This window comes from Bordetella genomosp. 5 (assembly GCF_002261315.1).
Taxonomy (GTDB): domain Bacteria; phylum Pseudomonadota; class Gammaproteobacteria; order Burkholderiales; family Burkholderiaceae_B; genus Bordetella.
The window spans coordinates 191,279-218,032 of sequence record NZ_NEVP01000004.1 but is presented as its reverse complement, the minus strand read 5'-3'; the positions used below and the strand labels follow the sequence as shown (position 1 = coordinate 218,032).

22 protein-coding genes are annotated in these 26,754 nt (G+C 62.1%); 14 read left to right on the top strand and 8 right to left on the bottom strand.

Annotation, left to right across the window (positions count from 1 at the left end; all coding sequences use genetic code 11):
• Positions 1-199: 199 nt before the first annotated feature.
• Positions 200-1,114 carry a LysR family transcriptional regulator gene (locus CAL25_RS06520; RefSeq protein ID WP_094799141.1) on the top strand — a complete coding sequence of 305 codons (915 nt, stop codon included), beginning with the start codon at positions 200-202 and terminating at the stop codon, positions 1,112-1,114.
• 162 nt (positions 1,115-1,276) lie between these two features.
• Here CAL25_RS06520 and CAL25_RS06515 read toward each other — a convergent pair whose 3' ends face one another.
• The gene (locus CAL25_RS06515; protein WP_094799140.1) at positions 1,277-2,296 is read right to left on the bottom strand and encodes a LysR substrate-binding domain-containing protein; all 1,020 of its coding nucleotides are present in this window, start codon (positions 2,294-2,296) and stop codon (positions 1,277-1,279) included.
• Between the two features lie 87 nt (positions 2,297-2,383).
• Between CAL25_RS06515 and alr the strand changes: the two genes are divergently transcribed.
• Both alr and CAL25_RS06505 read left to right on the top strand, forming a co-directional pair.
• Positions 2,384-3,550, top strand: coding sequence for an alanine racemase (gene alr / locus CAL25_RS06510; RefSeq protein WP_094799139.1), 1,167 nt, complete (start codon positions 2,384-2,386; stop codon positions 3,548-3,550).
• Entirely contained in the window at positions 3,547-4,527 is a 981-nt protein-coding gene (locus CAL25_RS06505; RefSeq protein WP_094799138.1) for a Bug family tripartite tricarboxylate transporter substrate binding protein, read from the top strand. Before alr ends, CAL25_RS06505 begins: the two co-directional genes overlap by 4 nt.
• Positions 4,528-4,568: 41 nt before the next feature.
• Here the strand turns inward: CAL25_RS06505 and CAL25_RS06500 are convergent, their stop codons facing one another.
• The 5 genes from CAL25_RS06500 to CAL25_RS06480 are packed head-to-tail and all read right to left on the bottom strand — an operon-like array spanning position 4,569 to position 10,822.
• Positions 4,569-7,058 carry a bifunctional aconitate hydratase 2/2-methylisocitrate dehydratase gene (locus CAL25_RS06500; protein ID WP_170948411.1) on the bottom strand — a complete coding sequence of 830 codons (2,490 nt, stop codon included), beginning with the start codon at positions 7,056-7,058 and terminating at the stop codon, positions 4,569-4,571.
• A 24-nt stretch (positions 7,059-7,082) separates the two neighbouring features.
• On the bottom strand, positions 7,083-7,874 hold the full coding sequence (locus CAL25_RS06495; protein WP_094799136.1) for an ABC transporter permease: 792 nt from the start codon (positions 7,872-7,874) through the stop codon (positions 7,083-7,085).
• Positions 7,871-8,725, bottom strand: a complete 855-nt coding sequence (locus CAL25_RS06490) for an ABC transporter permease (RefSeq protein WP_094799135.1) — start codon at positions 8,723-8,725, stop codon at positions 7,871-7,873. Before CAL25_RS06490 ends, CAL25_RS06495 begins: the two co-directional genes overlap by 4 nt.
• The gene (locus CAL25_RS06485) at positions 8,715-9,785 is read right to left on the bottom strand and encodes an ABC transporter ATP-binding protein (RefSeq protein ID WP_094799134.1); all 1,071 of its coding nucleotides are present in this window, start codon (positions 9,783-9,785) and stop codon (positions 8,715-8,717) included. Before CAL25_RS06485 ends, CAL25_RS06490 begins: the two co-directional genes overlap by 11 nt.
• Before the next feature lie 5 nt (positions 9,786-9,790).
• Positions 9,791-10,822 (bottom strand): ABC transporter substrate-binding protein, encoded by a 1,032-nt coding sequence (locus CAL25_RS06480; RefSeq protein WP_170948410.1) that lies wholly within the window; start codon positions 10,820-10,822, stop codon positions 9,791-9,793.
• A 257-nt stretch (positions 10,823-11,079) separates the two neighbouring features.
• Here CAL25_RS06480 and CAL25_RS06475 point away from each other — a divergent pair, with 257 nt between their 5' ends.
• Positions 11,080-11,997 carry an ornithine cyclodeaminase family protein gene (locus CAL25_RS06475; RefSeq protein WP_094799132.1) on the top strand — a complete coding sequence of 306 codons (918 nt, stop codon included), beginning with the start codon at positions 11,080-11,082 and terminating at the stop codon, positions 11,995-11,997.
• A gap of 47 nt (positions 11,998-12,044) precedes the next feature.
• The gene (locus CAL25_RS06470; protein ID WP_170948409.1) at positions 12,045-13,142 is read left to right on the top strand and encodes a PrpF domain-containing protein; all 1,098 of its coding nucleotides are present in this window, start codon (positions 12,045-12,047) and stop codon (positions 13,140-13,142) included.
• 62 nt (positions 13,143-13,204) lie between these two features.
• On the opposite strand, the gene CAL25_RS06465 is transcribed toward CAL25_RS06470, so the two are convergent.
• Positions 13,205-14,344, bottom strand: coding sequence for a 4-oxalomesaconate tautomerase (locus tag CAL25_RS06465; RefSeq protein WP_094799130.1), 1,140 nt, complete (start codon positions 14,342-14,344; stop codon positions 13,205-13,207).
• 253 nt (positions 14,345-14,597) lie between these two features.
• On the opposite strand from CAL25_RS06465, the gene CAL25_RS06460 reads away from it, so the two are divergent.
• The 7 genes from CAL25_RS06460 (at position 14,598) to CAL25_RS06430 (ending at position 22,303) form a co-directional block, all read left to right on the top strand.
• Positions 14,598-15,560 carry a Bug family tripartite tricarboxylate transporter substrate binding protein gene (locus CAL25_RS06460; RefSeq protein ID WP_094799129.1) on the top strand — a complete coding sequence of 321 codons (963 nt, stop codon included), beginning with the start codon at positions 14,598-14,600 and terminating at the stop codon, positions 15,558-15,560.
• A 55-nt stretch (positions 15,561-15,615) separates the two neighbouring features.
• Entirely contained in the window at positions 15,616-16,650 is a 1,035-nt protein-coding gene (locus CAL25_RS06455) for a pyridoxal-phosphate dependent enzyme (protein WP_094799128.1), read from the top strand.
• Complete coding sequence (locus tag CAL25_RS06450) at positions 16,647-17,465, top strand: GntR family transcriptional regulator (protein WP_141217898.1); 819 nt, start codon at positions 16,647-16,649, stop codon at positions 17,463-17,465. The genes CAL25_RS06455 and CAL25_RS06450 overlap by 4 nt, the downstream gene beginning before the upstream one ends.
• Positions 17,462-17,830: a RidA family protein gene (locus tag CAL25_RS06445; protein ID WP_094799126.1), complete on the top strand. Its 369-nt coding sequence runs from the start codon at positions 17,462-17,464 to the stop codon at positions 17,828-17,830. The genes CAL25_RS06450 and CAL25_RS06445 overlap by 4 nt, the downstream gene beginning before the upstream one ends.
• A 437-nt stretch (positions 17,831-18,267) precedes the next feature.
• Positions 18,268-18,759, top strand: a complete 492-nt coding sequence (locus CAL25_RS06440; protein WP_170948408.1) for an RNA polymerase sigma factor — start codon at positions 18,268-18,270, stop codon at positions 18,757-18,759.
• On the top strand, positions 18,756-19,766 hold the full coding sequence (locus CAL25_RS06435) for a FecR family protein (protein WP_141217897.1): 1,011 nt from the start codon (positions 18,756-18,758) through the stop codon (positions 19,764-19,766). Before CAL25_RS06440 ends, CAL25_RS06435 begins: the two co-directional genes overlap by 4 nt.
• Before the next feature lie 125 nt (positions 19,767-19,891).
• The gene (locus CAL25_RS06430) at positions 19,892-22,303 is read left to right on the top strand and encodes a TonB-dependent siderophore receptor (protein WP_249278971.1); all 2,412 of its coding nucleotides are present in this window, start codon (positions 19,892-19,894) and stop codon (positions 22,301-22,303) included.
• A gap of 100 nt (positions 22,304-22,403) precedes the next feature.
• On the opposite strand, the gene CAL25_RS06425 is transcribed toward CAL25_RS06430, so the two are convergent.
• Positions 22,404-23,945: an amidase gene (locus CAL25_RS06425; RefSeq protein ID WP_170948407.1), complete on the bottom strand. Its 1,542-nt coding sequence runs from the start codon at positions 23,943-23,945 to the stop codon at positions 22,404-22,406.
• Positions 23,946-24,221: 276 nt separating this feature from the next.
• On the opposite strand from CAL25_RS06425, the gene CAL25_RS06420 reads away from it, so the two are divergent.
• On the top strand, positions 24,222-25,955 hold the full coding sequence (locus CAL25_RS06420; RefSeq protein ID WP_094799122.1) for an acetolactate synthase catalytic subunit: 1,734 nt from the start codon (positions 24,222-24,224) through the stop codon (positions 25,953-25,955).
• Positions 25,956-25,982: 27 nt separating this feature from the next.
• Complete coding sequence (locus tag CAL25_RS06415) at positions 25,983-26,729, top strand: SDR family oxidoreductase (protein ID WP_170948406.1); 747 nt, start codon at positions 25,983-25,985, stop codon at positions 26,727-26,729.
• Positions 26,730-26,754: the final 25 nt, after the last annotated feature.

The following is a 26,754-nucleotide window of genomic DNA, read 5'->3' as shown; positions in this document are numbered from 1 at the left end:
GGTCGTTCGAAAGCACGACTCTATGGGAGCTTTTTTGGGAGGCCAGAGCGGGAGATCTCGTGCATGCGATCACGAAGAGGCGCTGTGCCCTCCGAGCGCAGGAACGACATTGCCTGGCGACAGGACGAACTCTAGGCCCGGCGCTAATTTTCTAAAAGCGAGTAAAATCGGAGCATCTGATTCGATTTAGGCGAAGTAGATGACCTTGAAGCAGCTGGAGGCGTTTTACTGGGCGGCCACGTGCTCCAGTTTTCTGGTGGCTGCGGACCGCCTCCACCTGTCGCTATCGTCTTTGTCCAAGCGCATATCCGAACTCGAATCGGCACTTGGGGTCGAGCTCTTCGACCGCAGCGGACACAAAGCCGTCCTGACCAGCGCGGGAGAGCTCCTGCTGCCCAGGGCGCAAAACCTGATCCGCGAGGCCGACGACATCGAGCAGCAGCTCAAGCAAGCTCAGGGTCTGCGGGGCGTTTGCCGATTCGGCGTGGGCGAACTGACGGCTTTGACCTGGCTGCCAGCACTGATCTCGAATGTGCGTCTGGCGCATCCCGCGCTGCGGCTGGAGCCCGCCGTCGAGGCAGGCAGCTCGCTGGGCGGGCTGGCACAACGAGTGAGCGATGGCGCGCTCGACTTCGCCATCGTGGCGAGTCGCGCACCGCGCGAAAAAATTCGCTTGCGGCCGGTCGGCGAGGCCCAGCTCTGCTGGGTGGTCGGGGCGTCTACCACCGTGTCGCCCAAAACCCTCACGCCCGACATCATTGCCGGTCTCCCGCTCATCACCTTGCCCGTGGGAAGCGGCACCGCCGCGATCGTGGATGCCTGCCTCGAGGCCAACGGGCTGGAACCCGCTTCACGGCTGCTGTGCAACAGCTGGCCGGTGGTCGCCTCGCTGATCGCTGACGGCATGGGATTCGGCATTCTGCCGATGGGTTGGGCCGTGGCCTTGGAGAAGCGCGGCAAGGTCCACAGACTGCGCACGCCCAACGGACCGATGCCACTGCAGTATTTTTTCCTATCCCGACGCGACGACCACCGCCCGCTCTTGCAGGAACTCTTCCGGTTCTTCGAAGCGAGCGTCGACTTCGATCGCACCAGCATCTGGCTTGGTGGCTGACGGGGCATCTCGCGCTGCCGATCGCCAACGCGGGGCCACGCACACAGCACGGCGTTTTATGGTGGGAGGTTGTTGGCCGGTGGGGGATGCCGAGGGTGGTCCGCCTCGGCGTTTTGCCATTCAGCAGATCAACGCGGAATGACGGTGCATTTTCTGCCCGATTTACCCCCGCCTTGCATTTGCTCCTCTTCGCGGTGCCGCGCCTGCTTTGGCACCGCGACCAGTGCGCCCGCCAACGACATGAGGGATCGAGCAATCGCCCTGATTCCGGATCCATGCCAGAAAGGCACGTATCCGTTCCGCATTGCGGTCCGACTCCCTGTACAGAACGTAGAAGCCTCCAACGCTCTTCAAAGCGCCTGAGCACGGGCAGACCAGTTCCCCTCGCCACTCCAACGCATTTAGATGCACCGTGGGCACAAGCGCAATGCCCCGATGCTTTCTCGCCATTTGCAGCGCGACATAGAAGTGCGCAACCTGGGATCCTGATCCGTTAGGCGCGCGATCCAGGCCTTGCTCCTGAAACCACTCATCCCACAGACCTGCTCTGGACACGGTCCGAATCAGATCTTCACCTGTCCACTTGGCAGGATCCCTGGCTGCGGGATGGCCCTTCAAGTACTGCTTACTGCAAACCGGCACGAGGATTTCGTCCCAGAGGTGCTCCGCCCGCACCGCCGTCCAGCTCGTGACCATCGAATGCGGAATACGTCCCAGAGCACGAGCCTCATCCTCTCCGGGCAGCTCTCCGACTCGGATGGCCAAATCAGCGGAGCTACTAGAGAAGTCGACCGGCGCCATCGATGACAGCACATGCACGTCGATCTGACTCTCCTCCGTGAAGGAGAGCATCCAAGGAAGCAAGCACAGGTTAGCGGTCGTGGGCATCGCATCCACAGTTAGCCGATCATGACCTTGCAACGCCTGCCGTGTCGCCGTCTCCATCAGCTCGAAGCTCGATTTGGCGGCCGCAAAGTAAGTGGCGCCAAACGGTGTGAACTCCACTTTCCGAGTCAGACGTTCAAACAATTTCTGTCCCAGGAAGTCTTCCAGTGCGCTGATGTGGCGACTCACAGCACCCGTGGACACGCATAGTTCCTCGGCCGCCTTGGAGAAGCTCATGGAGCGGCCAGCAGCTTCAAAGGCGCGAAGGGCGAGAAGCGGGGGAAGGAGCCGTCGCATTACCTGCCTCTACGGTTGAATTTTCCTCAAGCATAGCCATGAGCAAACTCGTTTGTCACGCGCCGGACGACGCCCATATCCTGGGCCATGGAAAACATCTCCCTACTCAGGCCCAATCGCTTCGTCATCGACCTGCAAGTCATCGGTGAGAACGCGCTGGCGCTGCGCAAACTCGCCCCCCCCCGCGTCAAATTTTTCGCCACGATCAAGGCGGACGCGTACGGGTTCGGCTTGATCCCCGTCGCCAGAACCGTGCTTGCTGCAGGTGCCGACGCACTCTCGGTCGTGCGGCTCGAGGATGCCGCCGCCTTACGCGAAGCCGGCATCCGCTGTCCGATCCTTCTGTACGCCGGCCAAGTGCTTGGGCCTGAGCAGGTCGGAGCGATCGAAGCGTACGACCTCTGGCCGGCCGTGCATCACCGCCATGCGCTCGAGGCGCTCGACCGCTACCTGACAAGGCCCATCGATTGCGCACTAAAAATCGAGTGCGGCCAGGAGCGCCTCGGTGTGCAGGCGGAAGAAGCAGAGACTTTCAGCGCGGCGATGCTTGCCACCGGAAAGCTCCGCATCAAAGTCGTCCATACGCATCCGCATGTGGAAGGAGACGCAAGTCACCTTCAGTGGCAATTTGACCGCTTTGAGCGGGCTTGGAAGGCCGTCGCCAGCCAAACTCCAGGAGCAGTCCCCATCGCTGTATTCGCAGGAACGAAGGCCCTTTCCATGCGCCCGGACATGATGTTGACCGGCATCGATCCTGGGCAGGCGCTGTTTCGATTGCCAGCGTCGTTGGCGCCAGTGGACCGCCCGCCCACACCGTTTCATTCGCTGACTAGCAAGCTTATCCACGTGTATGAGGTAAAGCGCAGCGAGTTCGTTGCGCAGAGCCTGGTCCCCACGACAGCCGGCAGCCGCATAGGGATCATTCCAATCGGATACGGCGACGGGCTCACACGACTGCATGCCGGCGACGTGTTGGTGCATGGCCGGCGCGCCCGCGTCATCACGCCTCTTTCCGTCGAGTACACCCGGATCGATCTGACCAGCGTGCCCAGCGCACAGATCGGCGATGAGGTCACCATCGTCGGCGGACAGGACGATGCGCTCATTAGCCCTGACGAGGTTATGGCTCACACAGGCGTGCCCCGCGTCACCGATCTCGTCATCCCGCTTGGCCCCGCAGTGCCCCGGCAGTACCTGCCCTATCAGCCGCATCTTTCGACTCTCCGTCCCTCTTCCATGGCAGCCACCCAATGAACATCTCACGCCGCAAACTGCTCTTGTGTTCGGCTTCGGCCGCTTTCCTGCCCCTGTCCCGCAAAGTGATGGCCGCGCAGGGCACCGTGCCTAGCGGCCCCTATCGACTGGTGGTTCCCTACTCGCCCGGGGGCGGCGCCGACTATGTCGCCCGCCTGCTCGCGGCAAAGCTGCAGGAAACGGTCGGATGGAACGTCGTTGTGGAGAACCGCCCCGGCGCCTCCGGGATGATCGGCACGGAACAGGTGGCCAGGTCTCCTGCTAACGGGCAAGTGCTGTTGTTTGCTGACGCGGGTCATAGCGTGAATGCCGCCATTCATCCCAATGCGAGATACGACCCTATCCGTGATTTCAGCCCGGTCACGTTGGTAGCTTCGTCGCCTCAGTTGCTCGCAGCGAATCCCAGCGTCCCGGTGAACTCTCTGGCGGAGCTGCTTGCGCTCCCTCCAGACAAGGTCAAAGACTGGGGTGTTGCGACAACGGGTCAAGGTAGCGGCGCCCATCTGACCTATGAAATGCTCAGCGCGCGCACGGGGTTGCATCTGATCCACGTCCCGTACAAGGGCGGCGGCCCGGCCATCAATGACGCGCTGGGCGGACAGGTACCGCTGATTATTAATTCCGTGCCCGCCTTGATGCCGCATTTACAGGCCGGGCGTCTGAAGCCGCTCGCCATTGCCACGTCAAAGCGCCATCCGCGTTTGCCCGACGTGCAGACGTTCGGGGAAAGCGCACCCGGCATTGTGGCGACCAATTGGTATGGCATCCTGGCGCCGGCCGGAACTCCCGATATCTTCACGGCCACCCTATCTCAGCATCTGGAGCGCGTGATGCAAATGCCCGACATTCAGGAAAAGTTCTCGGGCGCCTTTCTAGACCCGATGCCCACGGGCCCCACCGCGTTCGCTCGATTTCTCGGCCCCGAGGTCCAGCAATGGAAGGACGTCGTCGCCGAAACCGGTGTAAGAATGGACTGAAAACGAGCGCGCGGGCTCGCGTAACCAGCCCGCGCATCCAGCTATCCGAACACCGTCAAGTAATCCGCCATGCTTGGAAGACGGCCGCTTCGGGCGGCCAGAGCCGCGACCCGACCAGACGCCAGATAAACCTGAGCGCCATTACCCATCCGATTGGGATAGTTACGCGTACTGGTAGAAACCACCACAGCGTTCTCTGCGGTACGCGCCTGGTTTCCCATACACAGCGAACATCCCGGCGGCTCAAGGCGAGCCCCCGCAGCGCCGAGCGTTTGGAGTGTCCCGTCCTCTATAAGCTCATGCTTAGCCATGCGCGTCGGCGGCGCGACCCAGAACTTGACCGGCACCGAATGCCTACCTTCGAAAATAGTCCGCGCATCGGAAAAGTGATTCGCGCGCGTCATGCACGAGCCTATGAAAACTTCGTCCACCGCGATCTGCTGTATGTCGGATAGCAGCCTGGCGTCGTCCGGGTCGTTCGGGCAGCACAAAATTGGCTCGCCGATCTCATCCAGATCGATATCGATCTCGGCCGCGTAAGAAGCACCCGGGTCCGCGCGCAGAAGCGTCGGCTCTTTCAGCCATTGTTCGAGAGCCCGACGTCGTCCAACGAGCGCGCCGCGGTCGCCGTAGCCAGCCGCCAGCATGGAATCGATGAGCTCAATGCCGGCGCTGACATGCTCAATCACCCGGGCCTCCGACAACGCTACCGTCGCCCCGAGTGCTCCACGCTCGGCAGTCGCATCACAGATCTCGAAGGCGCTCTCGACCGAAAGCCACTCTACGCCTTCCACCTCGATAAGTCGTCCTGAGAAAACGTTCTTTCGCTTTGTTTTGGACAGATCCAACAGGCCCAACCGGCGCGCGACGAGCGGTATCGCGTGCACCATGTCCCTCACCGTGAGGTAAGGCTTCAGCGTACCTCTGAACCGCACGAGCACGGACTCAGGCATTGTCAGCGGCATATAACCAGTCGCAGCAGCAAAAGCCACCAGGTTCGACGCCGCTGGAATGCTCAAACCTAAAGGAAACCGAGTATGAGAATCTGCGCCCGTTCCCATCTGATCGGGAATCAGAAACTTGTTCAGCCAGGAGTGGATGATTCCATCACCGGGCCGGAGCACGACGCCGCCTCGGTTTCTGATGTGAGCAGGCAGCGTGCGCTGAACCTGGAGATCACTGGGTCCGGGATACGCCGAAGTGTGGCAGAAAGACTGTAGGACTAAATCCGACTCGAAACGTTGGCACCCCAGGTCGCTGAGCTCGTCGGCTGTGCTGGGGCCGGCGTCGTCGGGGAGAGCGATTGCGCTCATCCTCGGTTCACAATAGTCGCCTGGCCCGACACCCATCCGGCCGACCGCTTTCCCCACGATTTTCTGCGCCTGACTATAGGCGGACGGCGCCTGACGGGCTGGCAGTGAGACCACGCTGTCGCGCCCCTTTGCAAGGAACGCTCGAGCTCTTTCGGTCAGCTTGCGGCCGAGAACCAGATTAATACGCCCGCCCGCGCGAGCTTCCATCAGCGTGTCGTCCGCACCAAACGCAAACCGGATGTCGGCCTTCCCCATTGCGGTTATCGTTCTACGCTGAGTGTGAATCGTGATTACCTGCCCCATCTCCAGCGCGCTGACGTCAGCGATTATCGGCAGGGCACCATAGTCTCGCTGAGTGTTCAGAAAGATCGGGGCGAATTGCCGAGCGATGCAGACCGCGCGCGTTCTGCGATTGGGTTGGCCGGGCAGATCTTCTCCAAAATGCCACATGAGCGAATTAGTGGCAGATGCGCGCGACGAGCCAGTACCGACGATATCTGTGCAAAAGCCGAGCCGGTCTCCCCGCGATCTCATTCTTTCTAACAGGGTCATTGGCCCCGTCACGCCGTGAAGGTCTGGCGCCACCGTCCCTTTGCCAAACTTCAGCATGGCGCGCGCATGCAACGGAACGTCGACGCGCGTCGACACATCACCCGCCGGCGAAAGATCATCGGTCGTGACCTCGCCCGCCACCCGAAAAAGCGTGAGCGTGAATTCGGTGGGCAGCGAGGCACGTGCAAAGAACCATGACTCGTGCTCCCACCAGGCCAGCAAAGACTTCGCCGATTCCACACCTTGATCGGCGAACTGTGTGATCCGATCGAACTGCCCATAAACGTGGACAAGCTTGCTCATCGCCAGTGCCGCCGCATCGCCAACCTCTGGATGAGGTAGCAACTCGACCAGGTAGTCCACGCAATGCCCGCTGATCATCGATCCGAGCGCGAATACTGCCGCTTGAGGGGTGAACTCTCGAATCACCCGCTCTCCCGCAGCGATCTCCTTGAGAAACTTTGCTTTGACCGCCGCCCCCGGGTCCAGTCCCGGACGGACACCATTCATCAGCAGGGCGCGCGCTGTACCGGGAGGCAACTCGCTATCGGAGTCAAACGACTCGATAAGCGCCTTGACCTGACTTGGATCCAGCGCCAGGGGCGGCAGATTCAGCGCCCGGCGATCGGCGCAATGCGCCAAGTAATCGGTGTAGAACTGGCTCACGCACGCCCCGTCATCTCGTAGGATTTACTTCACCTTGCCGGAGAAGATGTTCTGCAAGCCGAAGTAACGTTCGACGAGCAGCATCACCGCCGCTGCCAGGAAAATAAGCAATGCCGAGGCCGATGCGGCCAAGGGGTCGGTGGTCTCGGTGATGTGATTGAGCAGCTTGACGGGAATCGTCATTGTCCCCGGCGACGCCACGAACACCGTGACGGTAACCTCGTCGAAGCTCGTGACAAAGGCGATGACCGCGCCGCTCACCACCCCTGGGAGCACTAAAGGCAAGGTAACGCGGCGGAACACCGTGAAGTTCGACGCACCAAGCGATGTGGCGGCGAGCTCCGCGTTGCGGTTGATGCCGCCTACCGCGGCCATCGTGAGACGGAGCACGTACGGTGTCACGATGATGCAATGGCAGATCACTAAGCCGGTCATCGTGCTGGCCAAACCGATCGTCGACAGGTACTTGAGAAACGCGATACCCAGAACGACCGAGGGCACCATCATGGGTGACAACAGAAATGACCGGATCCCGCCGCTCCCTGGAAAGCGTTGGCGAGCCAGTGCGATTGCAGCGGGCACCGAGATGGCGACCGCCAGCAGGCTCGACACGGCCGCAAAGATTGCGCTGTTGCGGATCGCAGCCAAAAACTCGCTGTTCGACGCCAGCGATGAATACCATCTAAGCGAGAACTCGCGAACTGGAATGTCCATATACAGCGTGGGCGTGAATGACACGAGCAACACCACGACCAGCGGCGCGAGCAGAAATACCAGTATGCAAAGATGCAGAGATGTCTGAACAATCTTCTTCATGCGAACACTCCCTTGAACCTGCGCTCCACCCATCGGTTCAAGGAGTACGCAATCAGAATATTGAGCACAAGCAGGATGACAGCGATCGTGGCGCCAAGGTTCCAGTTAAAGGTAGAAAGGAACTCGTCGTAGACGGCGGTGGCTACCACTTTCGTCGTACGTCCTCCCAACAGCGCAGGCGTGGCGAACGCGCTCATCGACAACGCAAACACGGTCAGGCCGCCCGACAGCACGCCCGGCATGATTTGCGGGAGGACGACCTTGAAGAAGACTGTGCCTGATCGAGCGCCCAAAGACCGGGCGGCCTTCTCCGTCTTTTCGTCGTACCGCATGAGCGCCGTCCAAACATTGAGGACCATGTAAGGCAACACCATGTGCAGAAGCCCGATGAAAATCGCAAACTCACCGAAGAGCAGATTGGGCGGCCCTTGCGCCAGTCCCGTCGCCTGAAGTAACTCGGATACTGGTCCGCTATTTCCCAGGACGATCTGCCAACCCAACGTGCGCACCACGACCGAGATGAACAGCGGCCCGAGTATGGCCATCAATGTCAGCATGCGAGCGCGGCCGCTCAAAGCATTGAGGTAGTAGGCTTCGAACGTCCCGATGACAACCGAAAAAATCGTGACCACACCTGCCAGCTTGAAGGTCCGAATAAAGATTTCCTGGTAGTACTCGTCCGTAGCGATCGCGCCAAAGTTCGCGAATGAGATCGAGCCGTCGGTGTCCGAGATACCCAGCTTGAAGATCAAAAGCATGGGCACCGCGAATGCGATGGCAAACGTGACCAGTGCCGGGACGCAGGACACCAGCAGCCGGGCCGAGCCAACTGCGTTTCGGTTAATCGCCATGGACCACCTTCATGTCGTCGGCATTCCATCCCAACACGACGCGCTCACCACGGCCGGGCGTCGCGCCGCCGCGGTGGGGCACATTTATGCCAATGACGCCAAGCTCGGTTTCGGTCCCGATATCCCAGGAGTTCCCGTTGTAGCTTTTGGACACCACCATGCCGGGCACGCGGATCTCGCAGTCGCTGGGCTGCGGCTGGATGCGGACGCGCTCCGGTCTGATCGAAACGCAGCACTTTTCTGGGTCGAGATTCAATCGGTTTTCAACCAGATAGTCATTCTGCCCCGCAGAAAACCCCAACTGGGCGTCGCCCCGGGCGTGAAGCCGCGCCTCCAGAATGTTGATGTTGCCTAGAAAGTTGCCGACATACCGCGTGGCTGGATTGTCGTACACAGCCTGCGGGGTATCGACCTGCAGCGCGACACCTTTGTGCATGATGGCCAGACGGTCGCTCAGGCCCATGGCTTCGGACTGATCGTGAGTAACGAGAATCGTCGTGATGCCTGTCTCAAGCTGCAAGCGCTTCACTTCGTTCTGCATATCTGCCCGCAATCGCGCGTCGAGATTAGAGAACGGCTCGTCCAATAGCAGCACGTTTGGCTCGATGGCAAGCGCTCGTGCAATGGCGACGCGCTGCTGCTGGCCGCCCGAGAGCTCGCGCGGATAGCGTGCTTCCAGCCCCTGCAGATGGACCAATTCGAGCAGCTCCAACAGGCGCTTGCGCTTGGCCGTTTTGTCGACCTTACGCAAGGAAAGGCCGAATACCACGTTCTCCTCCACGGTCATATGGGGGAACAGCGCGTAGTTCTGAAACACGATACCGATCTCACGCTTGCTCGGCGGCATGTCGGTGATATCTCTGCCATTCAGGCGGATCGAGCCGCTGGTCGGCATCTCGAAGCCGGCGATCATTTGCAGCGTCGTGGTCTTGCCACAACCGGAGGCACCGAGCAACGACACGAACTCGCCCTGTTTGATATCGAGATCCAGACCGTTGACGACGGGCGTCTTGCCGAACTCCTTTCGAAGACGCTGGATCTGAAGAAATGCTTGGTTCATGCGGATTACCTTTTCCGTTCCACTTCGCGGGCCCAGCGGCGCGCGAGGTTATTTCTCTCTTTGTTCAGCTCGACCCAGTTCGGCACAACCAGCGCAGCCATTGCTGTCTCACCGGCGGGAATCATTTCTTTGGTTTTCGCCGACAGCTGGGTGGCCTTGTTCACAGGCGAAAGACCTTCTTTTTCGGCCATCAACGCTTGGATTTCGGGCGCCAGCAAAAACTTGACGAACTCCACGGCGTACTTGCTTGGTTTCGGTTTTTCAACCACGCAGGCACCCACGACAGTGGCGACCGCCCCTTCCTTCGGGTAAACGAATGCGACCGGGAATCCCGTGGCGGCCAGCGCCTGGGTGCGTCCGTTGGAGTTCACACCGATAGCAATCTCGCCGGACTGAAAGGCGGCAGAGAGCGTGCCCGAGCTCTCGACGAAAGCTTGAACGTTCGGCGTCACGCGCTCAGATAGCGCCTTGAAGCCCGCGTCGTAGCCCGGCGCGCTGCCGCCGTTCGCCGCCGACATCATCATCAACGTGTGCAGGCCGAACGTGTTCGAGATGGAAAGCAGACCCAGCTGGCCCTTGAACTTCGGATCTTCAAGGTCCTTCCAGGAGGTGGGCGCGGCCCAGCCACGGCTCTCGAAAGTCTTGGTGTTGTATTCGATGCCGGTCGCCACCACGCCCACGCCAACGGCGTTTGCGGAATCCATATTGGCGACGCTGTAGAGATCACTCGAATACTTGGGCGTGCTCGAGGAGCAAACCCCCTCTGCACCCGCTTGATAAAGCGGGCCGTCATCCATCAGAGCCACATCAATGTCCTGATTGGACTTCTGCGCGCGCAGACGAGCCAGCAGCTTTGTCGACACCATCGCCACATAGCTGATCTTGACGGGATGCTTCGCCTCGAACATCGGGATCACGTGCTCGCGCATCAACTGTTCACGCGACCCGCCTTGCCACGCAAGCGTCAGCGTTTCGTTGGCATGCGCAGGAGCGGCCGTGCATGCGGCAAAGGCCGCAACGAGAACGCCGCGCTTCAAGAAATGTCCACACATCGCTATCTCCTTTGGGGATTCTTGGATTCGGGATACAGGATTCTTGGGCGCAGCATAAGATAAAAATTTTGTGTGCGTCATTCGGGTTTACGCTAGCCGCACTGGAGTGACACCTGGCTTTCACCTCAGCAAGAGGCGCGACTCGCACATTTCAGAATCCTGTATCCCGAATCCTGTGGTAGGCTTCTTGCCATTAAGCGCAGAACGGTGCGCCAGGCCACTCCTTCGGAACCGCAATACCGATGATTCACATCACAGACGAACTCGTCGCCGCCCATACGTCGGCAACGGAGGTGCAACAAGCGTTACGCGCAGCCTTCCTTAGCTTTGGGCGCGGCACGGCTGCCCTGCAGGAGCGCGTCCGCACTCAGGCCAATGACGTAAAGCTGTCGACTCTGGGCGCCGTACTCCCTGAACAGGGATTCGTGGGCGCCAAGGTGTACACGACGATCAATGGCCAATTTCAGTTCGTGATATTGCTGTTCTCAGCTAACGACGGGCGTCCACTGGCCACACTGGATGCGGCTGCGATTACACGACTTCGGACAGCGGCAACGACGGTGCTGGCTGCACAGGCCCTGGCGCCGCGAGGTCCTCAGACCCTGGCGGTTTTCGGTGCTGGGCAGCAGGGAACTGAACATGTCCACCAGCTCTGCGCCGCCTTCGACATCGACCGCGTTCTCCTTGTAGATCCCTACGCACTGCCCACCAAGGCGTCGGCGTTGGCACGGGAGTGCGGACGCCCCGTGACGCTCACCCACGCAGAAGACGCGGTGGCGAGCGCAGGGATGATCGTCACGGCCTCTCGTTCGGCTCATCCACTGTTTCCCGGCAGCCTCGTTCGCACAGGCACGTTCATTGCCGCGATCGGCTCCAGCTTGCCTCACACCCGGGAGCTCGATGACGAAGCCCTCAGACGCGCGGGCCGGGTTGTCGTGGACTGGAAACACCAAGCCATTCAAGAAGCCGGTGATTTGGTGTTGGCCGATCCGGAGTGCCTGCCAGACGCGAAAGTCGTCGAGTTGGCAGCAGTGCTGTCAGGACCGACATCCGCGCAGTCGCGCGGAGATATCACGATCTACAAATCGGTGGGCATCGGCCTGCAAGACATCGCGATTGCGGGCCTGGCTTACACCAACATCGTCGGTCTGCCGACCTGATGCATCGAATTCTTCCATCCGCAGCCCCTTTTCCAAGAGTTACTCGCATGCAATCCAATCAGCGCCCGATACCCGCCGTGTACGCGCGAGGCGGAACAAGCCGTGCAGTCATTTTCCAAAGATCGGCACTGCCCGCGGATCAAGATCAATGGAAGGCGATCTTCCAGAGCGTGTTGGGCAGCCCCGACCCAGAGAGCAAGCAGCTCGATGGAATGGGCGGCGGCATCACATCCCTTTCCAAGATTGCGGTCTTGAGCCCCTCGAGCCGATCTGACGCGGATGTAGACTACCTTTTCGTGCAGATAGAGCCTACGAACGGAGAGATGCTGCTGGATGCGAACTGCGGCAACATATCCTCCGTCGTCGGCCCATTCGCGGTAGATGAGGGCTGGGTTAAACCTGATGCCCACGGCGATGCGGTGGTCAGGATCTATAACGAAAACACGGGCAAGATCATCGTTTCGCAGTTCTCGCTGCGTGACGAGCCCGAAGCGCGGATCGCTATAGCCGGCGTCTCTGGCCGAGCGGCGCCGATCATGCTTCGTTTCGAAGATCCGGAGGGCTCCGCCGGTAGAGGCGGATTTCCATCGGGCGCCCGGGCCCAGAAACTCGAGCTCTGCAACGGAGGCAGCGTGCAGGCAACGCTTATCGACGTCAACGTGCCGTGCGCGCTCGTGCTCGCGGAAGATGTCGGCATCGTTGGCGATGAAACCTATGCCGCGCTGTCCGAGAACAAGGACTTCGTGGCGTTGATGACCGAAATTCGCGTCGCGGGCGCACTCGCCATGGGCCTTTGCGGTACCGCCCAGGAAGCTCGAACGACGCTGCTCAACGTTCCGGATGTTGTTGTCGTGTCAGCTCCCCGCACTGCGAGAGGGCACCTCACTGCTCGATTCGTATCGTGCGACCGCCCTCATCGGGCAGCGCCGGTCACCTCGTCGATGGCGTTGGCCGCGGCGTCTCGCATCCCTGGAACCGTAGCGGCAAGGCTGTTGCTCACGCCCCCGCGCGGATCTATCACCATCGAACATCCGTCCGGCACCGTGGAGGTAGCTGTCGAGTTGGGAGATGGTGACCGAGTCGTTGCCACATCGACCGTGCGTACAGCGCGACGCATCATGCAGGGCGAAGTGCTCGTCGGCTGATAGTTGCGGACCTTGCATCTGTGTGCGCCCCGCCTGCCCGCACTGAGCAGGCGGGGATCTCGTCAAAACGTGATGCCTTCGGAGATGTCGGCAACGCTTTGCGCTTTGCCATCTCCAGACCAGATCCGCGCGGGAATCGCAACCTCGCCAGTAAATAGTCGACGCGCGGTTCTGAGCAAGTTCGCCTCCATCAGCACCATCGCACCCGCCTGTTCCATGCCCTGAACGTCCATCACCATGAAGCCGCTAGGCTGCTCTATCGTGACGGCGTACTTCTCACCGAGCGCCATACCAGTGATCTTCTGAGCCACTGATCCGCGCAGCACACACGCAGCGGAAAGCGCCGTGGCACCCGTGACCGAGTGCGTGGCGTGGCAATTGTAGGGCACGAAATCCCGTGAAGTGATTGTCCCCCCTCGGCGAGCATGGCTCAGAACGAGCGGCTTAGGGATAACGAGTTGCCCGCATTCGCCCAGCCCCATTCGGCGGCCGGCTTCCACGCGGATATCGTCCAGGCGTTTGATCAGGTCTGCTCGGACGTCGAGCTCGGCCTTGGACTCATCTCCGCGCAGCCCCAGCGACTCGGCGTGAATCAGAACGGCGGGCACGGCGACGTCGATGCACGTGACTTCAACACCATCAATGATCTCGACGACCTTGCCGGTCGGCAAAAGCTTTTTTGTCTTGCTGCCCACAGTGCCGGCGAAGTTCTCGATTACAGGAGCAGCCGTCCCCGGCACGCCATCTATCGCACTGGACCCTTCATACACGACACGCCCGCCGGGTGTCTGAACCGTGGCCACGATGATCGAATCCGTGTTCGCGTTGTAGATCCGCACGTCCGTCACCTCGCCGCGAGGCTGCACGAGCCCATTCTCCAGAGCGAAGGGCCCGATTGCGCTCAACATATTCCCGCAGTTCGACGAGTAGTCGACCACGGGAGAATCCGGGTTCACCTGCGCAAACAGGTAGTCCACGTCTGCGTCGCTACGAGTCGATTCGGACACGATGACCACCTTGCTGGTCAGCGATTCGGCGCCGCCGATCCCGTCGACCTGGCGACGATGCGGGGAACCCATTGCAGCGAGCAAAACCGCGTCCAGGGTGGTTTTATCGCGGGGCAGATCTTTGGCCAGGAACAAGGGGCCTTTCGACGTCCCGCCGCGGAACATTGTGGCTCGAATGGAATGAAGATCGCTCATGGTTGCCTCCTCAGGATGTTGCGCTCCAGGGCGCATCATATCTTGGATTCTTGGATACGGGATTCATTAAGCGTAGAAGCGCCGCGGCATGTCGCAAGCCATAGCTCATTGTTTTATAAGCTTTTATCCTTCAATTCGAGAGAGAGCTAGGGACAACCCTAGTCTGAAATGCGTCCTAGACACCCGCAGAACGCGCTAAACTTTTCGAATCCAGAATCCTGGATACATAAAATGCACAGATCAAGGGTGAACTATGAAAGCGCTTCTTAAAGGTCTCCTGGCCGGCGTCATCGCCTGCACGACTGCGACGGCGTGGGCCGACGCTTATCCGACCAAAGCGATCCGTATCGTGGTGCCGTTCCCGCCCGGCGGCGGCTCGGATGTGTTGGCAAGACTTATCGGCGTAGAGCTGGGCAAGACCCTCGGCCAGTCCGTCATCGTCGAAAACAAGCCTGGAGCGGCGGGCATGATCGCGACCGCTTATGTCGCCTCGTCCGCGCCCGATGGCTACACGCTCCTCCTAGCGGACGTCCCCTTCACCTCCAATTTGGCGGTCTATCCAAACCCTTCCTACAGGATCGATCAGTTTGCCCCTGTGGCGACGATCGCCAACGTCCCCGCGATCGTCGTGACCAACAACAAGCTGCCGGTTAACTCGATGGCCGACCTGATCGCCCTTTCGAAGAAGCAGCCGGGCGCCCTGAACATGGCATCGGGAGGCGCGGGCAGTGTGGCCCATTTGCAGGGCGCGCAGATCGCCCACGCCATGGGCGCAGAGTGGACGCACGTCCCCTATCGGGGCATGGGCCCCGCAGCGCTCGATGTCATCGCAGGTCAGGCGGACCTGATGGTTGCATCCGCACCCACAGTGGTCGGCCATTTGAAGGACAAGCGACTGAAGGCGCTCGCCGTGACGACTGCCAAGCGCTCGGATTTGCTTCCCGACACGCCCACGTTCGCCGAGCTCGGGTACCCCGCGCTCACGACGGACAACTGGTTCGGCCTGGTCGTGCCCGCAAAAACGGACCCCGCTATCGTCAATAAGCTCAACGAACACGTCAACGCCGCGCTCGCCAAGCCGAATGTCGTTGAGAGCCTGGCCGCTCAAATGGCCACGCCACTGGCGATTAGCCCCGAACAATTTGGCCAGATCATTCAACGAGACGCCAAGAAGTGGGCCGACGTCGTCAAGACGACGCACATCACCGCCAACTGACGCTCATCGCACGTTGAAGACCACCGCTGCCTCACCCGATCCACAGGCAAAAGCAATGACAGACCCGCACAACGAAACGTCAATGTGGCGCTATGCCTCTCACCTCCCGCTGGACAACCCGGCTGCTCGCGTTTCGCTGGGTGAAGGCTGGACGCCGCTGTTGCCCGCCGAACGATATGCACGTGCTGTCGGCTGCCGGGAGGTGTGGATCAAAGACGAGTCGCAGAATCCTACCGGTACGTTCAAGGATCGGAGCGCCGCATACACGATCTCCTGGCTGAAAGAGCGAGGTTGCACAGGCGTGGTGCTCAACAGCACCGGCAATGCATCCGCTGCCTTCGCCGTGTACGCAGCTCGCGCCGGCATGTCTTGCGTTGCGATCGTGCCGGCCGACGTTCTGACCGAAAACCTGCTGCAGATGCACCTTGCCGGGGCGGAGGTACATGTCCTGGACGATTGGTCCAGAGCGCGAGAGCGAACCAAGGCGCTGGCGACGGAACGCGGCCTCACCGATGTGTCCGCTGACTGCACGCCGACGCGCGAACAAGCAAAGCAGACCGTAGGCCTCGAGATCGTGGAACAGCTCGGTCGCTTTCCCGATGCCTTCTTCTGCCCTACCGGCGGAGGCATCGCACTTCTTGCTGTGCGGCGAGCATTCGAGTGGCTGGCCGCGAACGACCAGACACTCGGTAAGCCTCCCCGCTTGTTCGCCAGCCAGTTCGCGGGATGCGCGCCGATTGCCAAGGCTTTCAAAGAAGGGAGCCGCCTGATCGCGCCCTGGGGAGCCATAGACACCCCGCGCGGCGGCATGCGCACCCCGAATCCACGTCGCGGCACCGAGGTGCTCGACGCCGTTGCCCTGGGAGGCGCGTCCGCCTGCGAGCCGTCCGATGCCGTGCACGCCGCGCGACTCTTGGCGAAGGAAGACGGCATTCTCGTCGGAATTGAAACCGGTTCGGCCCTCGCGGCACTGCACGGCGCCGTGGCAAAAGGACAGCTGGACGCTAGTTCCACGGTTGTGATCCTAAGCACAACGACTCCTTTGAAGTCCGATCCCGCGGTGTTGCGTCGGAGCGCAGCCACACAGTGAACGCTTTGGAATCCGGAATACTGGATGCGAGTGATAACATCGACGCAACCCGCATCGGCGGCACCGTCGACCCTTCGATCACTGGAGTTTCCATGTCTGAAAGCCAACTGTTTCCTCTGCCCAAACAGCACATGTTCGATCGCGTGTACGAACACATGCTTGACCTCATTTCTTCCGGACAGATCAAGCCGGGGGAGCGCATCAAAGACGGCGAGTGGGCAACGAAATTGGGCGTGAGCCGGACGCCGGTGCGCGAAGCCATCCGCAAGCTGAATCAGGATGGACTACTGATTGCCCTTCCAACCGGCGGTTATCAGATCCGCCGCCTGTCGCATCAGGAAATTGGCGCGCTTTATCGCTGCCGCGCCGCGCTGGAGTCAGCCGCCGTGCGCGAGGTGGCGAAGTCGGGCAAACAGCCGGTTTTCGAAGCTTTGAAAAAGGTGGTGGACGACACCGACAAGGCGATCGAGCAAGCCGACCTGTCGCGCGGCTTCGAACTGAACACGCAGTTCCATCACATGATCCTGGAAGCATGTGAAAACGAGTTCATCAAGGACATGCTGGGCTCGCTGCAACGAATGATCAAGTTTTACCGCGGTAACGCCCTCGCCAAGGCACAAGCCTCGGCCGAAGACGCGGAGATCTACCTGGAACGCTTGAAGATCAAGCAGGCCCACCACCGTGCCATCTACAACGCGGTCTCTTCCGGCAAGGAAGAGCTCGCCGCGAAGTTGATGAACGACCACGTAACGGCCACGGTGGAAGATCTTGCCGGGTCCGTCGAACAACCCTTACTAGAGAGTAAACGAGCGTGAATACCCCTGTTCAAATCAGCAAGCCTGTAAACACTCCTTTCTACATCGCCGGAGACTACGGTTTCATCTCCGGCATTACAGGCCGGCGCGGTGAGACCCTTGTACCCGGCGGCTTCGAAGCCGAGTTCACGTGCGTGCTCGAGCGCCTGAAAGCAATGCTCGAGGACAACTCGCTCGGCCTGCAGAATATTGCCAAGATCAACCTGTTCCTCTCCGACATGCGCAACCGTGCGCGTCTCAATGAGATGTACCTCGACTTTTTCGGGGACCACCTGCCCGCACGCACCGTTGTCGGCGTGACGGAGATCGCTCGCAAAGGTGCCGTCGAGCTCGAAGCCGTGGTTCACGTACGACGCAGCGCTTAAAGCTGCCCTGCCATCGCGCTGGCCAGAGGAAGGTGACATGCAGGTTTCCTCGCATGCGTCGCTGTGCCTCGCCTGCCCCACCGGGGCGCGCGACGGGGCTAGACGATGACTACCTCGGCCGTCGAATGAAATAAGCCGTCAGGCGTGGTCGGGGCGACTATCAAAGTGTCGCCCACAAACGCTCACGCCCGACATCATTGCCGCCCTCGCGCTCATCACCTTATGTTTCGGTTCTTCGAACCAAGCGTCGACTTCGATCGCACCAGCATCTGGCTTGGTGGCTGACGGGGCATCTCGCGCTGCCGATCGCCAACGCGGGGCCACGCACGCTGCACGGCGATTTGTGGAAATTGAAATCATTGTCATTTACAATTTCCACCCTTCCCGCCTGTTGGCCTTCCGACCGCTTCCGTCACGTGAGTTCCGAACTTGAGTCCGTGCGCTTCTACAAGCTGCACCGGAGCGATCTGATAAGCTACGCCGACAGTTTCGTGCGGGACCGCGCCTGCGCCGAAGACATCGTGCAAGACGCCTGGGAACGCGTGCAGGCGGTCGAGCAAGGGCGCTCGCTGGCTGAGCCGTTGGGGTATTTCTACCGCACGGTGCGCAATCTGGCGCTGGATTGGCTGCGCGCGCGCAAGCGCGATGGCGCCGAAGCCGACAGCGATCCCAGCGAGCTGGCCGCCACGCTTCAAGACCAATCTCCCTCGCCGGAAGCGACCGTCTCGGCACGCAAGGACCTCAGCATGGTTCTTGAAAGCCTCAACGAATTGCCCGAGCGTTCCCGCCTCGCCCTCACTTTGCATACCGTCGACGGACTGAAATTGCGAGAAATCGCCCAGCAACTGGGTCTCTCGGTGACCTTCACGCATCAGCTGATCGCCGAAGCGAAGATGCATTGCATCCAACGTTTGTCGCGCCGCCTGTGAAGCACGAAGATCACGACACCGCCTGGGATGCCGCGCTGCGCGCCGCGGTGGATTGGAGCATCCTGCTCGACGACGACCCCGACGATCCCGATCTGCGCGCGCGCTTCGAGGCGTGGCGCATGGCCGACCCGCTGCACGATGGCGCCTGGCGGCAAACGGCTCACGTCGACGGCCTGATCCGCCAATCGCACGCGGCCAGCTCCGTGCCACACTCCGCGCCCCAGCCCACGCCCGTATCGGCGTCCGTTGCGCCCGCTCCACCTCGCACGCCGACGCGGCCGCGCGTGCGGCACATCGCCGCCGGCGTCTGTCTGGCGGCCCTGGCCTGGTGGGTCGCGCCGATCGTCTGGCTGCAGGCCCAGGCCGATGTCATCACCGACTCCAAGAGCCAGGCGGAGATTCGTCTGGAGGACGGCAGCCTGGTGCGTCTGGCGCCCGGCAGCGCATTTCGCGCCAACATTTCCGCCGCCGGACGGGAGGTCACGCTGTATGCGGGAGAAGCGTTCTTCGAGGTCAGCCCCGACCCTGCCCGCCCGTTCAAGGTCGAGGCCAATGGCACACAGGTGCGGGTCCTGGGCACCGGCTTCAATGTGCGGATCGGCGAGCGCGACACCGATGTCGCGGTCAAGCACGGCCGCGTGCAGGTCGAACACACCTCGCCTCCGGCCCCGGCCGAGGTGCTGACCGGCGGCCAGTGGGTGCGCATGTCGGCGAAGGGCGCGGCCGTCCGGGGCGATGTCTCGCCGGATGTCGTGGGAAGCTGGTCGGGCACGCGGCTGGTGGCCGTCGACCGTCCGTTGCCCGACGTCATCGAGGATCTGGACCGGCGCTATGCCGGCCGGATCGTGCTGCTGGGCGACGCGCCGCAGGATCTGAGCGTGACGGGCGTCTTCGACACTCGCGACGCGGCCGCCGCGGCCGAGCTGATCGTGCGGCCGCACGGTGGCCGGGTACGTCAGGTCACCCCGTGGCTGCTGATTGTGTCGCTGGACGGCCAGGCCTCCTGAGCCCTTTCCCCTACGCATCGTAGGGAAATACCGAAAAAACCGTGAGCTGCTTCGTTGTGTGGATAGACCCCGCTCGGAACACCTGATCCGAGCCGCGGGATTTCGCACAATCGGAGTCAATGAGAATGAAGAAAAAAGTGGGGATGCGCCTGGCGTATGGCGTCGCAACGAGCACCATCGCCATCGCCGGGCTGACCATCGGCGTGCCCGCCCAGGCAATAGCGCAGCCGCGCGCCGCGCAGGGGGTCTCGTTCAACATCCCGGCGCAACCGCTCGCCGACGCCCTGGTGATCTTCGGTGCGCAGTCGGGCTATCAGGTGACGGTCGACGGCGCGCTGATTCGCGCAGCCCGCGCCAGCGGGGTGCAGGGGCAGATGTCCGCCTCGCGCGCGCTGAACGAGATGCTCGCCGGCAGCGGCTTCACCCATGACATCTCCGGCAACGTGGTGACGATCCGGCCACTGCCCCGGGGCTCGGACAGCACCACGCAGCTGGCGCCGGTGCTGGTCGAAGGCGGCGCATCGACGGCCTATGGCCCGGCGGATGGCTATATCGCCTATCGCAGCGCGACGGCGACCAAAACCGACACGCCGTTGATCGAGGTGCCGGCGTCGGTGTCGGTGATCACGGCCGAGCAGATCGAAGCCCAGCAACCCAAGACTGTCACGCAAGCCTTGCGGTACACGCCGGGCGTGACCAGCGAAGTGGCCGGCGGCCAGATCATCGCCGACCAACTCATCATCCGGGGCTTCCAACAGGGCACCGGCCGATTGTTGCGCGACGGATTACGCGGTTTTCCGAGCGACTATCTGGGATGGGACGCGCCGGAGCCGTATGGACTGGAACGAATCGAAGTGCTGCGGGGCGCCAGCTCGGTGCTCTACGGTGCGTCGGATCCCGGCGGACAGATCAACCTCGTGACCAAGCGTGCGCCGCGCACGCCCTTGTATCAAGTGCAGGTGCAAGGCGGCAGCAACGGCTATTCGCATGCGGCGTTCGACATCGGCGCGCCGCTCGACGCCGAAGGGGTCTGGTCGTACCGTCTGACCGGGCTGGTGCGCAGCAATGACGTGCAGGTCGACAAGATCCACAACGAGCGCACGTTCGTTGCGCCCACGTTCACCTGGCGGCCCAGCGCGGCGACCGAGTTCACGGTGCTGACCGAGTACCAGAAACAGACCGGCAACTTCGCCAATGCCCTGCCCGCCCAGGGCACGGTGCTGAGCAACCCGAATGGCACCATCCCGCGGCATCGCTATATCGGCGAGCCGGACTTCGACCGTTCGGTCAACGAGAAGACCTCGATCGGCTATCTGTTCGAGCACAAGTTCAACGACACCTTCACCGTACGGCAGAACCTGCGCTACTCGCATGTGCGCCACAGCAGCGATGAGTTGTTCCTGCTCGGTTGGGCGGATGCGGACCAGCGGGTGGCCAACCGTTTCGCGGACTCGCGGCGCGGCAGTGGCGACGTGCTGGCCATGGACAACCAGCTGCAATCGAAGTTCAGCACGGGCCCCATCGATCACACGCTGCTGACCGGCCTGGACTACAGCCGCATCCAGTATTCGCAATGGCAGCAATTGGGCATGGCGGCGCCGCTGGACCTGTTCCGCCCGGTTTACGGCAATACCGACATGATGATGTTTCCGGGCAGCGACTACCGCCAGACGGTGCAGCAGACCGGCCTCTACCTGCAGGACCAGCTGAAGTTCGACAAGAAATGGGTGCTGTTGCTGGGCGGCCGTTATGACTGGGTGCGCAACGAAAACTCCGCCACCTGGGCCTCGGCACCGGTGCAGAACGACGAGAAGTTCACCGGGCGCGCGGGGCTGGTCTATCTGAGCGATAGCGGCCTGGCCCCTTACATCAGCTACTCCGAATCGTTCCTGCCGGCCACGGGCCGCACGTTCGATAACCGCGTCTTCAAACCGGAGATGGGCCGGCAGTACGAGATCGGTGTGAAGTACGAGCCGCCGCAGTCCAACGCGATGTACACGCTGGCGCTGTTCGACCTGACCAAACGCAACGTCAGCACGCCCGATCCGGCGAATCCGGGGTTCAACATTCAGGAAGGCGAGACACGCTCGCGCGGCGTGGAGCTGGAGGCCAAGGTCGGCCTGACGCGCAACGTGGATCTGCTGGCGAGCTACACGTGGAACGACGTCAAGGTGAAGCGCTCCACCGAGCCTGAGATTCAGGGCAACCGGCCGATCCGCGTGCCCGAGCACATGGCGTCGGTGTGGGTCGATTACCGCCTGCCGGCCTCGGGACCGTTGGCCGGACTGCGCGTCGGTGGCGGCGTGCGATATGTCGGCGACAGCTACGGCGACCGCGAGAACTCTTTCAAGGTGTCGTCGTACACGGTCATGGACGCCATGGTGCGCTACGAATTCACGCCGGGACGCGGACTGGCGCTCTCGCTGAATGCGTCGAACCTGTTCGACAAGAAGTACGTGGCGTCTTGCTACAGCATGATGGGATGCCAGTACGGCCAGGGCAGGACCCTGTACGCCACGATGGAATATGCGTGGTGAAGCGGGTGTGATCGGGGTGTGATGGTAGAGCGGGCGCTCAGTCGAGCGCCCGCAAAAATGCAGTCTGACACCTTAAAAAAAGTAGTCAGACACCATCAACCTACTTCAGCGGCGGCGTGCTTTGCGGCGGTTTGCGCACCGATGTCGCCTGCTCGAGGGCGTAGGCGTACCCGAGCAGCTTGCCTTCCGAAAAGTCCCGCCCGAGCAGCTCGCCGCCGATCGGCACGCCGAGCGGTGCGCGATCGGTCGGCGACGAGAAGCCGGCCTGGAACGTGACCGCCGGCATACCTGTGCCGTTGGACAGCACGCCGTTGCGCTCGGGTTGATCCTGACGACCGGCCTCCGTGACCAGGATGCTCTGCATCGGATACATGATCGCATCCAGGTCCAGCTCGGCCATCTTCGCCAGCAGCGCAATCTTGAGCTTCTCGCGATTCAGCATGCGCGTCTTGTACGCGTCGCTCTGCATGCCCGCCTCGATTGCGAACTCCTTCTCCAGCGTCGCCTGGATTGCGGGGGAAGCGCTTTTGGTTTCGATCAGCTGGGCGAACGACGTGATCGGCGCGTTCGCGGGCAAGGTGGCGAAGTAGCTGTCGAAAGCGGCCTTGGCTTCGAACGAATCGGTCGCGACCTCGCTCGTCAACGCGCGAAGATCCTTCATGTCGAATTCGACAACGGTCGCGCCCTGCTTCTGCATCGCCGCGGCGGCCGACTTGATCGCCTTGTTGACGTCGGCGTGGCGCTCTTCCTTGCCCATCAGCGTGGTCAGCAGTCCGATCCTCGCGCCCTTGAGCGCCTTCGTATCGAGGGCCTCGACATACGAGCGCGGATGCTGGTCCACGCCCAGCGCCGTGATCGGGTCATTCGCGTCGAACCCCACCATCACGTCTAGCAGCCGCGCGGCGTCGCCGACGGTGCGTGCGATCGGTCCGATCTCATCCTGGGTGTAGCTGTTGGGCATGACGCCGCCGCGGCTGACCAAACCCCGCGTGGGCCTAACTCCGACTAGGCTGTTGGCCGAGGCCGGCGAACGGATCGACTGCCCCGTATCGCTGCCCGTGCCGACCAGCGCCATGTTTGCTGCCAACGCCGCGCCCGTGCCGCCACTCGAGCCCCCCGGATTGCGGCCGAGGTCATAAGGGTTCAGCACCTGACCACCCAGGCTGCTCACGGATACGCCGCCACGCGCGAACTCTTGCAGATTCGACTTGGCCAGGATCAGCGCACCAGCTTGGCGCATCTTCGCCACCGTAAATGCATCACGTTGGGGCCGCGAGTCTTTCATCGCCACATTCCCGCTGGAGGTGGGCATGTCCGCGGTGTCGAAGTTGTCTTTCAGGACGATGGGCACGCAGTGCAGGCTGCCGACGGCTTTGGGATTCGCCGCGAACTGACGATCCATCTGCCGCGCCTCGTCGAGCGCCTTGGCGTTGACGCTGATGATGGCGCGCAGCGCGGGCCCTTGCAGGTTGTATGCCTCGATGCGTGCCAGGTAGCCCTGGACAAGCTTCTCGCACGTCAACGTCTTCGCGCTGAAGGCTCGATGGACGCCCTCTATCGTCGCCTCTTCGATCTTGAAGGGTGCGGCGTGCGATGAAAAAGCGGCGGCGGCAACGGCAGCGCCGCCTAGAACAGTCTGCATCCTGGGCATTCGAAACTCCTGAGTGAACTACGAAAAATCACTCGGGAAAAAAGCAATATCCATGCCATGTCATGGATAACCAGCGCGGCTGGCGTCGGCCACGCACTCGATGCCTTCGTCGTTGCGCCAGCCTCGGCGAGCACGTGCCCGCTTCGCATGGATCGCTGCCCACCTCCCCTGGCTCCCATTGCCAACCTAGGGCTAACCAGAATTAATTTATAAAATAATTCACCTAAACTGCGTTCGATACCTCGACCCAAAAAGCGGAGACGACGCATGACCAGCCCATTGACGAAGACGGGATTCACCAAGCAGGACACCGTGGCGCACCTGCTCGCCGCGGCGCTGAAGAAGCATGGCGTGACGCACTTCTTCGGCCAGAGCCTGCCCAGCATGTTCGTGCTCGCGGCCGAGCAGATCGGCATCAAACAGGTGTCTTACCGCACGGAAAACGCGGGGGGCTATATGGCCGATGGCTATGCCCGCATGAGCAACACCCCCGCCATCGTCACCGCCCAGAATGGCCCGGCTGCCGCGCTTCTGGTGGCTCCGCTGGCCGAGGCACAGAAGGTCTCGATTCCGGTGATCGCCCTGGTGCAAGACGTGAACCGGGACCAGCACGACAAAAACGCGTTCCAGGATCTCGATCACATCGCGATGCTGGGATCGGTCTGCAAATGGGTGCGCCGGATCGATCTGGCCACCCGCGTCGAGGACTACATCGACCAAGCCTTCGTGGCAGCCACGTCGGGGCGTCCGGGGCCCGTCGCACTGCTGCTGCCCGCGGATCTGCTGCAGGAGCAGGCCGTCCCGGCCCCTTTCGCCCGCACCCTCTCGCTCGGCCGCTTTCCGCTTGATCGCCCTTGCGCCAACCCGCAGGCCATGGAGAAGGCGATCGCGCTGCTCGCCTCGGCCAAGCGGCCAGTGATCGTGAGCGGCGGCGGCGTGCATGTGTCCCAGGCGGCGCAGGAGCTTACGGATTTCGCCGAGGCGATGAGCGTGCCCTTGGCCACCACCAACATGGGCAAAGGTGCCATACCCGACAGCCATGAACTGGCGCTCGGCGTGATCGCCAACTGCCTCGGCCCGAACGGCTCGGGCCGCTACCTCAAGCCCTTCATCAGCGACGCCGATGTCGTGCTGCTGGTGGGCAATCGCACCAACCAGAACGGCACCGACAGCTGGGCGTTGTATCCGAAGAACGCAACCTATATCCACCTGGACATCGACCCCCAGGAGATCGGGCGCAACTACGAAGCCCAGGTGCGGCTGGTTGGCGACGCGAAGGCGACGCTGCAGGCCATGCTGCAATTGGCCACCAAAGCCGATCTGCGCGAGCGTACGGCCGCGCGCAAGGATGTCGTCACCGCCATCGCGCGCGGCCGCGACCGGCACCAAAGTGAAGTGGCGCCCCTGCTGCAGAGCAACGACGTGCCGATTCGGCCGGAACGCATCATGGCCGAGCTCGACGCGCTGCTGGGCGCCGACGACACGGTGGTGGCGGATGCCAGCTACTCCACGCTGTGGGTCACCAACTACCTCAAGGTGCGCAAGTGCGGCCAGCGTTTCCTCACGCCGCGCGGCCTCGCGGGGCTGGGCTGGGGCATGCCGATGGCCATGGGTGCGCGCGTGGCGAACGAAGCCGGCACCACGTACTGCCTCGTCGGCGACGGCGGCTTCGGCCACGTGTGGTCGGAAATGGAAACCGCCGCGCGGATGGGCATCAAGGTGGTCACCATCCTGATCAACAACGGCATCCTCGGGTATCAGAAGCACGCCGAATGCCTCAAGTACGGCTCGCACACGTCGGCGGTGCACTTCGCCTCGGTGGATCACGCGGCCATCGCTCGCGCGGCGGGGCTGAACGGCGTGCGGATCACCGACCCCGCGCAGCTTCGCGACGCTATCGCGACCGCGGCGCGGCATGACACAGGCACGCTGATCGAAGTGATGTGCACGGATCAGGCCTACCCGCCCATCACGTTCTACACGCCCGATGCCCAGGTCTGACCCGCCAACCGCCATCAGAGACCCCATATGAATAAAGTCGCACTGGTCACTGGCGCCGCCAGTGGCATCGGATTCGCCACCGGCGTGGCGCTGCTCGAGGCGGGGCACACGGTGTACTTCACCGACCGCAACGCCACGGATCTCGACAGGATCGACGCGTCGCTACGCGAACGCGCCCGTGCCGTGACGCTCGACCTGCAACATCCGGACGAGCAGCAAAAGGTGACCTCGGACGTGCTGGCCCGCCATGGCGCCATCGACATCCTGGTCAACAACGCCGGCATCTCGATCCGAGGCGCCAACGGACAGCCGCAAAGCCTGCTCGATGCCACCGAGGCGCAGTTTTTCGACATGATGCGCATCAATACCCTGGCGCTGATGCAAATGACCCAGCGGGTCCTGCCCGGCATGATGCACAAGCGCTGGGGTCGCATTGTGAACGTCGCCTCGTTGGCCGGCCGAAGCAAATCCATCGTGTCTGGCCCGCTGTACATGATGAGCAAGTCGGCCGTCCTGGGCCTGACTCGCGCGACCGCCGCCGAGATGGGCCCGCACGGCATCACCTGCAATGCGGTGGCCCCCGGCCGTGTTCTGTCGGCGATGACCGAGAACGCCGCGCCCGGCGTCAACGAGGGCTATGCGGAGCAGATTCCTGTGCGCCGCATTGGCCAGCCCGTCGAGATCGCAGCCGGCATCGCCTACCTCTGCAGCGAGCATGCCGGCTTTACCAACGGCGCGGTCATCGACATCAACGGCGGATTCTTCATGAGCTGATGAGGCGGGCAGCCGGATGGCGTCG